The organism is Arthrobacter sp. Soil736, from assembly GCF_001428005.1.
Taxonomy (GTDB): domain Bacteria; phylum Actinomycetota; class Actinomycetes; order Actinomycetales; family Micrococcaceae; genus Arthrobacter.
The window spans coordinates 26,331-39,957 of the sequence record NZ_LMSB01000031.1 but is presented as its reverse complement, the minus strand read 5'-3'; the positions used below and the strand labels follow the sequence as shown (position 1 = coordinate 39,957).

At 65.7% G+C, this 13,627-nt stretch carries 6 protein-coding genes and 2 pseudogenes; 3 read left to right on the top strand and 5 right to left on the bottom strand.

Annotation, left to right across the window (positions count from 1 at the left end; all coding sequences use genetic code 11):
* Positions 1 to 138: 138 nt before the first annotated feature.
* From ASG92_RS16465 to ASG92_RS16455, 3 genes are all read right to left on the bottom strand, one after another.
* Entirely contained in the window at positions 139 to 1,572 is a 1,434-nt protein-coding gene (locus ASG92_RS16465; protein WP_056630488.1) for an IS1380 family transposase, read from the bottom strand.
* A gap of 1,568 nt (positions 1,573 to 3,140) precedes the next feature.
* Positions 3,141 to 4,832 carry a SulP family inorganic anion transporter gene (locus ASG92_RS16460; RefSeq protein ID WP_056630485.1) on the bottom strand — a complete coding sequence of 564 codons (1,692 nt, stop codon included), beginning with the start codon at positions 4,830 to 4,832 and terminating at the stop codon, positions 3,141 to 3,143.
* 267 nt (positions 4,833 to 5,099) lie between these two features.
* Positions 5,100 to 5,318, bottom strand: a complete 219-nt coding sequence (locus ASG92_RS16455; RefSeq protein WP_056630481.1) for a hypothetical protein — start codon at positions 5,316 to 5,318, stop codon at positions 5,100 to 5,102.
* Positions 5,319 to 5,554: 236 nt separating this feature from the next.
* Between ASG92_RS16455 and ppk2 the strand changes: the two are divergent.
* The 3 genes and pseudogenes from ppk2 to ASG92_RS16445 all read left to right on the top strand — a co-directional run.
* Positions 5,555 to 6,367 (top strand): annotated as a pseudogene (ppk2, locus tag ASG92_RS16450) (polyphosphate kinase 2); the annotation flags it as partial.
* Positions 6,368 to 6,419: 52 nt separating this feature from the next.
* Positions 6,420 to 6,650, top strand: a pseudogene (locus ASG92_RS27480) (polyphosphate kinase 2); the annotation flags it as partial.
* Positions 6,651 to 7,337: 687 nt separating this feature from the next.
* Positions 7,338 to 7,742: a hypothetical protein gene (locus tag ASG92_RS16445; RefSeq protein ID WP_056630478.1), complete on the top strand. Its 405-nt coding sequence runs from the start codon at positions 7,338 to 7,340 to the stop codon at positions 7,740 to 7,742.
* A 337-nt stretch (positions 7,743 to 8,079) separates the two neighbouring features.
* Here ASG92_RS16445 and ASG92_RS16435 read toward each other — a convergent pair whose 3' ends face one another.
* Together ASG92_RS16435 and ASG92_RS16430 are read right to left on the bottom strand one after the other, a co-directional pair.
* On the bottom strand, positions 8,080 to 9,492 hold the full coding sequence (locus tag ASG92_RS16435; RefSeq protein ID WP_056630471.1) for a M1 family metallopeptidase: 1,413 nt from the start codon (positions 9,490 to 9,492) through the stop codon (positions 8,080 to 8,082).
* Positions 9,489 to 13,451 carry a Pls/PosA family non-ribosomal peptide synthetase gene (locus ASG92_RS16430; RefSeq protein WP_056630468.1) on the bottom strand — a complete coding sequence of 1,321 codons (3,963 nt, stop codon included), beginning with the start codon at positions 13,449 to 13,451 and terminating at the stop codon, positions 9,489 to 9,491. The genes ASG92_RS16435 and ASG92_RS16430 overlap by 4 nt, the downstream gene beginning before the upstream one ends.
* Positions 13,452 to 13,627: the final 176 nt, after the last annotated feature.

Here is a 13,627-nt window from a genome sequence, read left to right as displayed (position 1 = left end):
CCGTGGAGGCGGCTTCGTGGGCGGGTGATCGGTGATGGGCGTGGGCTGCCGGTCCCTTGTGGTCTGCCAGGGGGTGGCGCCGGTTCCACGTCCGGCTGGTGGTGATGGTTTCTCGTCGGTATCGGGACGGTCGTTGGCTCAGGTCGATGTTGATTGCCGGTCGGGGACGCTGATGCGTGAAACTGTTTCCAGCAGCAGGGTGATGAGGTCCTTTTCCGGGGCTGTGGCCGGCAGCAGCAGGTGGTGTTTGCGGGCGCGGGTGATGACTTTCCCGGCGGTCGCGAACAGCCGGTAGCGCCAGCGTTTGATGTCCCAGGCTTTGGCGTGGTGGCCGTGTGGGAGGGCGGCGAGTTGGAGCCAGGAGACGAGGTTGCTGGCCAGGGCGGCGATGTCCGCCCAGGCCTGGTTGGCTGCGAAGTCAAAGAACGGCAGTTTGCCCAGGCCGGTGTTTTTCAGGGTTTTGATCCGGTTCTCGCATCGGCCGCGGGCCCGGTGCCTGGCGTCCAGGAACGGTCCGTGCCATCGGGGCGAGTTGGTCAGGAACGCGGTGACGCGGTGCCCGTCCATGTCCAGCAGTGTCGGCTGCGCTCCTGCGTGCAGCGGCTCTGCCCGGAGGAACAGTTGCGTGCCGGGCGGGTAGTCCTGAAGCCCGATTACGTCGGTGGCGTTGATGACCCACGCGTCGGTGCGCTCTGTGCCGTTCTGGTCCAGGGCCGGCTGCCAGTTCGTTTTGTCGTTGATCCAGTCGATCATGTGGGCCTTGCCCAGCGGGAGCGTGTAGCTGGTGGAGAACTGCACGCCCAGGCTGTGCAGGTGCCAGAGGAACTTCCGCGATGCCCCGGCGCTGTCGGTGCGGATAAGGACTTTCTCCCCGGACAGCGTTCCGGCTTCGTCGTAGAACCCGTCGGGCAGCTGGGCCACGGCGGTGTGGAAGACGCGGATGTGGTCATCGGCGCTGTTCGCTCCGGCGTTGCCGGGGCGCAGCGCGACGGCGAGGATTTCTCCGGTCCCGTTACCGGTGCCGTAGTCGCAGGAGGCGATGAACGGGGCGAACCCGTAGCCGCCCTTGTAGGTGCCGGCGACGTTTTCCTTGTCCGAGTGCGAGGTCACGAGTGTCGCGTCAAGGTCGATGATCAACGGATCCGCGGCCGTGGCGGATAGCGCCGGGTTACGGGACCCGGCTGCGTTCCAGGCCTTGGACCGCAGCTCGCGGGTGAGGGTTTCGATGCCGTAGCTGAACACTTCCGGGTTCACCACGGTCCGTTCGAAGAACCGCGAGATGGTCGCGTTCGAGGGAACCTGACCGAAAACCCCGGGTGAGGCCCGCAGGATGTCCAGATCGGAGACGTGTTCGCCTCCTGCGGCCAGCATCGCCGCCAGCGAGCCGAGCAGCCGGCCGGGACGGTGCATCGCTCCGGCGGGAACGAACCGGCCCAGCCGGTCCTCGCACAACGCCCCGAATCCCACCGCGTCCATGAAGCCGGTCAGGACCCTCAACCCGGCATGGGCGACGAGCGACTGGCCGGTGAAAGCGACCGGAACCGACGGAAAAATACCGGTAGACTTTTGCATCGAAAGGGTGCTCCTTCACTCGGCAAAATGTAGGTCTCGACAACCACTATTTTCCCAGTTCAGAGCACCCTTTCCCTGCTTAAACACGCGCCATCAACAGCCGCACCATGAAAACCCCGGGCTAATGTGTGGACATTGACCCTGCTCGGGTGCATCAACAGCCGCACCATGAAAACCCCGGGCTAATGTGAATGTAGGTCTCGACAACCACTATTTTCCCAGTTCAGAGCACCCTTTCCCTGCTTAAACACGCGCCATCAACAGCCGCACCATGAAAACCCCGGGCTAATGTGTGGACATTGACCCTGCTCGGGTCCCTCTGACGCTGTTCCTCGGCTTGGCCTGGCGCCGCGGCGGCCTATTCGGTTGTGTGGGTGGCGGGTTCAGGACCCTGGCTGCCGGGCCCTCCGTCTGCTGGGATGTGGGGTCATTCGGGTTTCCTTTCTGGCTTGTTCCGGTGGCTGTGGTTGGCCTTGTACGTATTCATGGCGTGGGGGTCTGTTGACGACATGACCTGCGGGGGTTCCTTGAAGGTTTTCCTCTCGATTCGTTGTTTTACTGGGGGCCAGGGGGAGAGGTTGGTGCCGCTTTGTCCGGCCAAAGGTGGTGTGGACAGTGTCCACACGCGTGTCCCGGTGATGCCGTGGCTCATTGGACCCTCTCGTTGCTCTCTTTCAATTGACACGAGTTCATGCGGCCCCTGTGTTGCATATGACATGACTTTCCAAATGCGATGGCGGGACGCCTGCCATGGGCTGTGTCAGGACTGTTAACGGCATGACGGTGTGCGGGACCGGGGCCTTTTTCCGTCGTCGTTCTTTCTGTGGTTGATTATTCATGCCTGTCCATAACCGGGAGGACGGTTTTCGACATGACTGCCTGAACGTGCTCTTCTACCTTGGCCGTTCACGATTCCTCCGGTGGGTGACCAAACATCGGCATTCATGGGGATGGGCGGACGGGCGTTATCGGTTGGAAGCGAATGGGCTGGTCGCCGTTATCGGGAAATCTGTCACGGGGACTGAGGGCTGCCCGAGCTTGAATCAACACTGCCTGAGGACGCCCTCGGCAGGACGACGCCACACCCACATTTGTCGGGCTGAGCATCGCCGAGCTCGCCTATTTCGCTGCGAACTGGCCGTTATCTACGTGCTCCCGCTGCCCGCCGTCGGAAAATTGTCGACTGGACGGTGCTACTCGGGCCGCTTTCGTTGTCAAAGCCTCTATGGCCCATCTCGTGCAGGACGTCAGCCAAAGGCGGTCATGGTGTTCCATCCACTTCCCGTCTTTATCCGGGGCGGCCAGCCATTGCGCCTGTTCCCGGATAGACCCACAGTGTGCCGGCGGGGTCACGCGCCAGAAGGTCCGCCCGCCCATCGTCGTTGAGATTCCCGGGCCTGACCAGGGCTGTCATGGTGTTCTTCGTGGATGTCGAAGGCACGGTTATCGAGGTCCAGGGTTACGACAAGCAGGGCGCTGGCTACGGATACTCAGGAGTCGGGTTGTGAATCTCACCGAAGCATCCTGAGCCCGCACGTTGAGGTCATACCCTGCACGGAACCCTGCACCTAAAGACCGAACGCTTTCCTGTAGCTTTTCACGGCGTTCGTGACTGTCGGGTAAAAGTGGTCGGGGCCGAACCTGCTGCTGGCGCCGAATCGTATCAGGCGGTCCTTTACGGGGCCCTTCATTTCAGCGAAGACGAGGCTGATTCCTTGTTCTGCCAGTTCGTCGTCGAGCTCCACCAGATCGTCCAGGGCGGTTGTGTCCACGTCCGTGATGGCTTCGGAAGCGACAATCACCCAATGGACGGAACCGGGGGCGTGGGCGACGAGGTTCCGGATGTGCTCGGCGAAAACTTCGCCGTTTGCGAAGAACAGCGGCGCGTCGAAGCGCGCGATCACCAAGCCGGGAATCCGTTGCGCGTCAGGATGCCTGCTCAGATCGTGGTACCCGGGGACGTCCTCGACGCTGGCCAGCTCGGTGCGGTAGGGGTCCCAGGCTCGCCGGACAAAGGCGATCAAAGACATCGCGATCGCAATCACAATGCCCTGCAGCACACCGACGAACGCGACGCCGAGAAATGTGGTGATCAGAAGCGCGGTTTCGGTGCGGCTCATCCTGGCGAGCCGGAGAAGGGATTTCACATCGATGAGGGAGGAGGCTGCAACGATGACGACGGCGGCCAGCGTGGTTGTGGGCAAAAAGGCGGTCACGTTCGGTGCCGCCACCATGAAAACCAGGACCACCGCGGCCGCCACGACGCCGCTGAACGGAGTCCGCGCCCCGGCGTCGAGCGCGATCGGCGTCCGGGACGAACTTCCGCATACCGGGAAGCCGCCAAACAGTCCGCTGGCCACGTTTGCTATGCCAAGGGCGCCCATTTCCTGGTTTCCGCTCGTGTGCACTCCGCGGCTTCCGGCCAGGCTCTTGGAAAGGGTGGACGTATCGGCGAAAGCGATCAGCGCGATTCCGGCTGCTGGCCCGATGAGGCCCATCACGTCATCCATGGTGGCACCGCCCAAAGCCGGGGACGGAAGGCCGGGGGGCAGGGCCCCGACCATGGGGAGCGCATCGTTCAGGTTCAGTGCCACGGTCACCGCGACGGACGCCGACACGGCAAGCAGGACCCCGGGCACTTTCCACCGAAGGATACGGCCCGCGATGATGATTGCCACCGTGGCGAGTCCGAACAAAATGGCGACGGGATTGGCGGCTCCCCTCAGGACGGCTTCGGCAGTTGCCGCAATCTTTCCGGGAAGGGAGCCAGCAGAAACGGAGATCCCAAGCAGCCTTGGCAGCTGGCTGACGATGACGGCCAGGGCAATCCCATTGAGATAACCAACGCGGATCGGCTTTGACAAAAGCCCCGTGATAAAACCCAGCCTGAAGATCCTTCCCGCCAAGAGGAACGCTCCGATCAAGACCGCCAGGACTCCGGCCAGTGCAACAGCACGGGCAGGTTCGCGGCCCGCCATGGGCAGGACTGCAGCCGCAATCATGGGGGCCAAGGATGAATCAGGCCCCACAACGAGTACCCGCGCCGGGCCGAAAACGGCAAAGAACAGCATGGGGACGACAGAGGCATACAGCCCAGTCACAGCCGGAAGGCCTGCTGCCTCCGCGTAGGCCATTCCCGCCGGAATCATTACGGCGCTCAACGCCGCCCCTGCGCCAAGGTCGGACCTAAGCCATGACCGCTTGTAGCTCCGGGCCAGCTGGATGCTCGGTATCGCTTTATGGATCCAGTTCCCGCTCATGGTCGCCTGGGCCGACCCCCCTATTTTCCCTGTGAATAGGAAATCTGTAAGGGTATGAGTTTAGCGGTGTTCCTGTCCGGACCACATTGCCCAGGGGTCTGCTCTATACGGAGAAGGCCCAGCTTCAGAATGGGGCCGACGCCGTCGCTCTGGCGGGTGCCCCAAGACTGCGCCACCCGTGGTAACACGAACTGTCAGGGAGCAGTTCACGGCAAAGAGTTGGGCTTTGTGAACTCGAACAGCAACAGAGGCTAGGCGACTATGTTGTCAGATTCTCGCGGTCTGGGCGGCGAACTCGCGGTTGAGTCTGTTCTTGGCTCCGTGTTCGACCAGGGTCGGGATGTAGGTCCGGATCCGGCCGGCATCGAGTGTTTCGTATTCTTCCGTGACGACCTGGGCGATCAGGGGCCGGGGTGCGTCGGGATAGCGTGCGGCGAGCCGGTCAGTGACTTTGGCGATGGTGTCGTGCTTTTCCGTGTCGTCCATCCAATCAGTTTGAGGCCGGGGGTGCCGTGGCGTCCATCAGCTTCCTTACGGTCCGCGGAACGGGCAGGTGCCCGGCCGACGGCCGCGCATGCGGGCCAAGTGGCCCTTGCCAGGACCGTGAGGCATCATTCCCCGTCGAATTGCGTGCGGAGACCTTTCCAAAATCTCCTCTCCGGCTCTACATCCGTCCTGTTAGACTGCCGTCGACGGTGCGGCGAGACCGGAAGGAGACCCGGATGGCGCACGCAGGCAGCCCGTGGACGCCCGGGGATCCGTGGTGGGTCAGGGACAACCTGCGCGAGGCCATTGACCGTCTCGTGGAGCAGGGGTACACGGTGCACGGCGGGCAAGGCGAGGACCCGGAGCTCATCGACCTGGGCGGCTCCGCGGTGGAGACCTGGCGGGAGGATTACCCCTACGACGAGCGGATGTCCCGGCAGGAATACGAGCTCGAGAAATACCGCCTGCAGGTCGAACTGCTGAAGTTCCAGTACTGGGGCCAGGACCACGGCCTCAGGAACGTCATCGTTTTCGAGGGCCGCGACGCCGCGGGCAAGGGAGGGACAATCAAGCGCTTCACCGAACACCTGGATCCCCGCTCGGCCCGCACCGTAGCGCTGAGCAAACCATCCGACCGTGAACAGGGCCAGTGGTACTTCCAGCGCTACATCCAGCACCTGCCCACGGCCGGAGAAATCGTGATGTTCGACCGCTCCTGGTACAACCGGGCGAACGTGGAACGGGTCATGGGCTTCTGCACCGACCAGGAGTACCGAACCTTCATGGGCCAGGCGCCGCTCTTCGAGAAAATGCTGGTGGACGCCGGAATCCACCTGAACAAGTTCTGGTTCTCGGTCACCCGCCACGAGCAACGAACCCGCTTCGCAATCCGCCAAATCGACCCGGTCCGGCGCTGGAAGCTCTCACCCGTGGACCTAGCCTCCCTGGACCGGTGGGAGGACTACACGGAAGCCAAGGAACAAACATTCCTGCGCACCGACACCGACCACGCGCCGTGGATCACCATCAAATCCAACGACAAGAAGCGGGGTGCGCACCGACACCGACCACGCGCCGTGGATCACCATCAAATCCAACGACTCCCTGGACCGGTGGGAGGACTACACGGAAGCCAAGGAACAAACATTCCTGCGCACCGACACCGACCACGCGCCGTGGATCACCATCAAATCCAACGACAAGAAGCGGGGACGAATCAACGCCATACGCTTCTTCCTGAATCAGTTCGATTACGGAGACAAGGACACCACTGTCGTATACGACCCCGACCCGCTCATCGTGCGCCGCGGCCGCGAGGCCGTCGGCGACTGAACCTGGTCCGACGCGGCGGATGTGAACCCGGCCCCGCATGCGGGCCGGCTTGGGGTTGCAGATTCATCGCCTGCGCCGGTACAAGATGACGCCCTGCCGGTCTGGGCCTGCAGGCTCATGGTTTCGGCCAGGATCAGCAGGGCGCCCTTCGAGTTCATCAGGTTGCGTTCGAGGGCCGTGGTTTATCGGGTGCGGCTTCTGGGGTCGCCGGCGGGGCATGTTGACAAGGCGCGTCCCTCTCCAGCGGCCGCTGCTGAAGTGCGGGTGTGCAGCTGTCCGAGGACGTCCCGCCAAGTCTAAAATGGTACCGGGTGGCCCCGGAGCGATGGCCCGGAGCTGCTTGGTCTGAAGCGCGGACCTTCTACTGTCTGGCCCTTGGTGGCTCGTTCCCGTCGGCCGTGCGGCCCTCCACGGTCGGTGGTGGCCCAACTGCATCTGCCGGAGGTTCCGGGGAAGCTGTCCCTCTGCCGGGACACGGAGCCCCGCATCAGGTAATGGAAGATCGTGGCCTTGCCCGCGGGGCCATATCACAGCCCTGCAGAACCCTTCATGGCCGCCGTTCACAACGCCGGACATACACTGGGCTGCGTTGCAACCGGGCGACCCCTGAACTCCGTCATTACGGGGCAGGTGTGCCGGGGGAACCCTCTTGGTCTGACGCGCGGGCCTGACCGTTTCAGTTGGGCCGTGATCTGCTGGACCGGTCCCGCGGCCGAGGCGGTGGTGGCCACCCGTTCCGGTACGCCGGTGCTGGACGCGGCGCAGTGGATGTGGGAGCTGTACCAGGCTGGCTATTCCGGCACTGCGCCATCCGGTGACTACCCCGGGCCGGCGGCAACGGATCCTGCCGTATTAGCCGTGGCCTTGTCCGTTGCCGGTGCGAACTGGACGAGTATTGAACGGATCGCTTCCGCACTCACTGAAGGAGTCCGGTCCGGGCACCGGGGGCCGGGGCTGAGCCCAGCGCTGGTCAGGGCCCTGATCGGGAGCAGGAACGGCGAAGACATCAGCACTGCCTTCGGCATCTGGGAGCCGGCCATCGCCGAGGTAAAGGAGTACCGCCCCGAGGGCGTCGCGCTGCACTGGCCTTAGCGCACCCCGGCATCATCTGGCTCCCGCTCGGTCAGATAGCTGGCCGGGTCCACACGCGCACACACCAGGTGCAGACCAAGGCCGGCGGCGAGGGCGGCAGCGGCGCGGACCAGCCGGTCTGAAGAATCCCAGGCAAGCCCGAGTACGACCGGACCTTCCCGACACCCCTCATCGGACATGAACTCGGGTAGTTCCGGATGATCCAGGAGCTGATCCTGGCGGCCACCCCGCGTAAACGGCGACCACAGTGATCAGGGTAGCCACCAGAACGGGAGTTTCGCCTAGACAGTAGTTGGAGCGCCTGGCCGGCGTGGGGTTTGGTTGGCTGTGGGAGGCTTCAGAGTGTGGGCAGCTGCAGTCGATACAGCCAGGGCGTGAGGATGGTGCGGGCATCGAATCCCGGGACTGCACCGCAGATCCGGTTGGCGGTGACACACAGGTCCGTGGTCTTGACGGACCCGAAGCGGTGTTCCTCTGTCCAGGCCCTGAGGAAGCTGAAGAACAGGGCATCACCGGCGGCCCGGCGTAAGGCGTGGAGTGCGAGGGCGCCGCGTGTGTAGACCCGCTCATCGAACATGCTGCCCGGGCCCGGGTCGCCCACCACGAGGTCCTGGGCGTTGACGGACAGACCGCGCCATGCGGCCCTGGCCCGGTTTGCTGCCGTGGAGTTGCCCGAGGTCTCTGACCAGAGCCACTCGGCATAGCAGGCGAATCCTTCGTGGAGCCAGATGTCGGCCCATGTGGCGGCGGTAAGTGAGTTTCCGAACCACTGGTGTGCCAGTTCGTGCGCTATGAGGCGCTGGGATTCCCACCCCTGGTTGAGGTGGTTGGGTCCGAAGACGGACAGGGACTGGGCTTCGAGCGGGATTTCGAGTCTGTCCCCGGGGACAACGACGGTGTACGTGGTGAACGGGTACGGCCCGAAACAGGTCTGGAAGCTCTCCATCATCTGCCCTTGGCGTGCCAAGGCGGCCCGGGCTTTGGTCATCAGGGCCGGCGGCGCCGCCAGGAACTGGGGGACGGTACCGGGCCCCTCCTGGCGGCCCGCCCGGTGGGCCGGGGGATGGGCGTGAAACGTCAGGGGCAGGAGGTCGTAGCGGCCGATCTGGACACTCGCGAGGTAACTTGCCATGGGTTCTGATTGTTCAAAAACCCAGGTTTCGCGGCTGCCGTTGGCGTGGTGTGAAATCAGGACACCGTTGCAGATGACCCGATAGTTGGCGTCGGTCGTGATCGTGTATCCGAAGCTGGCTTTCTGGCTCGGATGATCGTTGCAGGGAAACCATGTTGGCGCGCCGATGGGCTGCCCGGCCACCAGGACCCCGTCGGTGAGTTCTTCCCAGCCGACTCCGCCCCAGATGCCGCGGAGCGGTGCCGGGGTGCCGCCGTAGCGGACGTCGAGGCTGAAACCGGTGCCGGCTGGCGGAGGCCGGTCCGGTGTAATGGTGAGTTGGTTGCCGCGCTGCAGGAACCGTGTCACGCGCTGCCCGTCCAGCTGAACCTCGAGCGCGCGCAGCCCGGCCAGGTTCAGGGTGATCGTGATGAGTGCTGTGGAGGCCCGCGCCGTGATGGTAGCGTGGCCGGCAAGTCGGTTGGTCGTGACCTGGTAGTCCAGGTGCAGCTCATAGCGGGAGACCTGGTAGTCGCCGCTTCCGTGCCCCGGGGTGTAGAAGTCCGGCGCTACCCCGCCCGCGGTGGCCGGTCGGGCCCGGGTTCCTTCCCTAGATGCGGGCTGGCGCTCGGCGGTCACGGCTCCCTGGCTTTCCGTGCAGAAACCGCGGCCCGCGCAGTAGACCCGGGCGGGTCGGTCCAGGGGCTGACGGGGTTGCCGATCCAGTAGCTGCCTGCGGGGACGGTTTCTCCGCGCATGACCAGGGACGCCGGTCCGACGGTGCCGCCGGTCCCGATCCGGGCGGCGGGGAGGATGACGCCGTGCGGGCCCATGGTCGCTCCGGGCTCGAGGGTGACGGTGTCGATGCTCATGACGCGGTCGTGGAAGAGGTGGGTCTGGACCACGCAGCCGCGGTTGACGGTGGAATTCGCGCCGAGGGTGACCAGGTCCGCTTCCGGGAGCCAGTAGCTTTCGCACCAGGTGCCGGATCCGATTCGGGCGCCGAGGGCGCGCAGCCACCACACAAGGGCAGGGGTGCCGGCCGCGGCCCGGGCGAACCAGGGGGCTGTGACCATTTCGATGAAGGTGTCCACGACTTCGTTGCGCCAGATGAATGAACTCCACAGCGGGTGTTCCCCGGGGCGGATCCGTCCTACTAGCAGCCATTTGGCCGTGACGGAGCTTCCCGCGGCCACGGCGCCGGCGGCCAGGACCACGACGGTTCCCAGGAGTGCCGCGGTGAGGTAGCCGTCCGCGGTGGCGAGGAGATCAAGGAGGGCCAGGACGCCGGTGGCGATGGCTGCGGTCAGGATTACCGGAACGGCCCGGCCCAGCTCCCAGCAGGACCGGTAGAGCTTCAGCCGCAGCGGGGGGTGGAAGGTCAGGCTCTGGTCCATGTCCATCCGTGCCCGGCGCAGCCGGACCGGCGGGCTGCCCAGCCAGGATGTCCCGGACTTGGCTTTGGACGGTGTCGCGGACAGGACAGCGACGAGGGAGTTTTTCGGGACGCTGCGCCCGGCCCCGGTCATGCCGGAATTGCCCAGGAACGCCCGTTTTCCGATCTTGGCCGGCCCGATTTTCATCCAGCCGCCGCCGAGTTCGTAGGAGGCGATCATGGTGTCATCGGCCAGGAAGGCTCCGTCTCCGACCGTGGTCATTGACGGCAGCAACAGTACGGTGGACGCTTCGACGTTCCGGCCGACCGTGGCTCCAAGGAGCCGGAGCCAGACTGGGGTGAACAGGCTGGCGTAGAGCGGGAAGAGCAGGTCCCGGGCGATGTCCAGGACGCGTTCGGTGGCCCAGACCCGCCAGCCGGTGAGGCTGCGGACCCGGTAGTGGCCCGGGGCCAGTCCGTGCCCGAGCAGCCTGACGATCGCGGCGATCAGGATCATGTTGGAGGTGAACCAGATGACCGCCGCCACCGGGACCGCCCACAGCAGCACCGGCCAGGCGGACGAGAGCGAGTCCTGGCCGCGGATGGCCCAGACGACCAGCAGTGCTCCTGCTGCGGCCGATATGTAGGGGATGGTGGCCAGCAGCGCCGAGGCGAGGGCGTAGGCGGGGAACCAGAGCCGCGCACCGGGCCGCGCCGGAGGCGGGGCGGGCCAGTCCTGCTGCGCTTTGCCCAGGCGTTCTGCCGGCGAACCGGCGAACCGCTGGTTGGCCCTGACCTTGCCCATGACCGCCGAGCCCGGTGCGATCTCGGCCCCGGCACCGATCCTTGTCCCGGGCATCAGGGTGCTGCGTGACCCCACGGTGGCGCCCGGACCGACCCGGACGTGTCCGATATGCACCAGGTCCCCGTCGATCCACCAGCCCGACAGGTCCACTTCGGGTTCGATCGAGCAGCCCGCGCCCAGGCTCAGCATCCCTGTCACGGGCGGGACGGAATGCAGGTCCACGTCCCTGCCGATCTTCGCGCCCAGCGCACGGGCGTAGTAGGGGACCCAGGGTGCGCCGGCGAGGCTGACTGCGCCGGAGAGGTCCGAGATCTGTTCGGCGAGCCACAACCGCAGGTGCACCTTCCCGGAGCGCGGATAGCTGCCCGGCGAGACGCCGCGCAGCAGAAGCCGGGCCGCCGCGGCCGAGACGGCCATCCGCCCCCACGGGCTGACGAACACCGCCCAGGAGGCCAGCACCCACCACCACGACACGGTCGGGGCCAGCCGCAGCACCCCCGCGGAGGCGAGGATGTTGTTGATGGCCATCAGATACGTCAGCCACCGCATGGACACCAGCAGCTGCAGCGGGATCCCGGCCAGGAGCTGGAAGGTTTGGGACTTCTTTGTGGTCGGCTTCACGGTGCGTTCCGTCCCGGCGGCCGCTTCGCTGCCGCCGTCCGGTGCGGACAGGCGGGCCAGTTCCACCAGTGCCCCGATCCGGGGGCGGGCGTAGATGTCCGCGACCGTGATGGTGGGGTAGCGCACGCGCAGGGCCGAGACCAGCCGGGCCGCGGCAAGGCTGCCGCCGCCGTGGGCAAAGAAGTCGGCGTCCAGGCTTTCCGGGGCCGCCCCCAGGACATCGGCCCATTGCTCCACGATCCACCCGGACCGGTCGTCCAGGTCCAGACCCGGACCCGATTCCCCTGAGGGTGCGGTGTCGAGCGGCCAGGGCAGGGCATTCCTGTCGACCTTGCCGCTGGTCTTGACCGGGAGGGAATCAACGGCCGTCAGCATGGGAATCAGTGCCGCCGGTAGTCGGCCGGCCAGCAGTTCCCGCGCCTCAGACAGATCCGGGAGGGTCTCAGGTGCGGGCACCAGGTAGCCGACGAGGATTTGGTTGCCTGCGGCTGTGGTCTGCACGGCAGCGGCGGCGCCGTGGATGCCGGGCAGGGATTGGAGGGCGGCATCGATTTCGCCGAGTTCGATCCGGCGGCCGCCGAGTTTGACCTGTTCATCGGCGCGCCCGACAAAGATCAGGCCGTCGCTCCCGTAGCGGACGAGGTCACCGCTGCGGTAGGCCCGGGCCCATCCGAGGGTGTCCATGGGCGCGTATTTCTCGGCGTCCTTGGCCGGGTCCAGGTACCTTGCCAGTCCCACACCGCCGATGATCAGTTCCCCGATCTCGCCCTCTGCCACGGGGATCCCGGCCGGGCCGACGACGGCCAGGTCCCAACCGCCCAGGGGCAGCCCGATCCGCACCGGGCCTGTCGCGTCCATCCGCGCGGCGCACGCGACAACGGTGGCCTCGGTGGGCCCGTACGTGTTCCAGACCTCCCGGTCGTCCACGGTAAGCCGGGCGGCCAGTTCCGGCGGGCAGGCCTCCCCGCCGAAGATCAGCAGCCGGACCGCCTCCAGGGTCTCTACCGGCCAGAGGCCGGCGAGGGTGGGGACGGTGGACACAACGGTGATGCCGTTGGTGACCAGCCACGGACCGAGGTCCATTCCGGTCCGGACCAGGGACCGCGGGGCCGGGACCAGACAGGCGCCGTTGCGCCAGGCCAGCCACATTTCCTCGCAGGAGGCATCAAACGCGACGGACAATCCGGCCAGGACCCTGTCGGAAGGGTTTATCGGTTCTTCCGGCAGGAACAGGCGTGCTTCGGCGTCCACGAACGCCGCGGCGGAGCGATGCGTGACCGCCACACCCTTCGGAGTGCCGGTGGACCCGGAGGTGAAGATCACCCACGCATCATCGGCCGGTGTTGCCTGCCGCGGAGCCGGGAAGGGCCGGACCCGCTCCGGGGAGATGATGATCTCGCCGGCACGCACGATCCCGGCGACCCCGGCCTCTTCAAAGACCAGGCGTGCCCGCTCCTCCGGGTCATCAGCGTCGACCGGAACATAGGCGGCGCCGACATACAGGATGGCCAGGATCGCGAGGTACAGCTCGTTTGTCCCGGAAGGGATCCGCACCCCGACCTTGTCTCCGGCGCCGATCCCGGCCTGATGGAGACGCCGCCCGTAGGCCTTCACCTCACGGAGCAGCTCCGCATAACTGAGCGAGGTCCGCCCGTCGTCCAAGGCAGAGGAGTCAGGGAACCGTTCGGCGGTTTCCTGGAGGATCTGAATCAACGTGCGCGGCGGGGGAGCGTCGGCAGCGCGGGCCAGCTGCGGGCGGTGGGCTGTCACCCTCCCAGTGTGTCCGAAACGGGCCATGACAGCACGCTTCGGCGCTAATCAACCGCCCCGTTGGCGAATATTACCCAGCTCCTTCAGAGCCACAATCAGCTACAGACCAGGACACAAGTTCCAGGAGCCGGGGAACCCGGCAAGCCGAAGAAGGCCACGGAGAACCCCGGCGCAGGGCTACAGTTGTGGAGCAGCCACTGGTC

Bases quoted from the DNA above. Each gene is read 5' to 3' on its own strand.
- ASG92_RS16465 (WP_056630488.1), bottom strand. From the start codon at position 1,572: ATGCAAAAGTCTACCGGTATTTTTCCGTCGGTTCCGGTCGCTTTCACC.
- ASG92_RS16460 (WP_056630485.1), bottom strand. From the start codon at position 4,832: ATGAGCGGGAACTGGATCCATAAAGCGATACCGAGCATCCAGCTGGCC.
- ASG92_RS16455 (WP_056630481.1), bottom strand. From the start codon at position 5,318: ATGGACGACACGGAAAAGCACGACACCATCGCCAAAGTCACTGACCGG.
- ASG92_RS16430 (WP_056630468.1), bottom strand. From the start codon at position 13,451: ATGGCCCGTTTCGGACACACTGGGAGGGTGACAGCCCACCGCCCGCAG.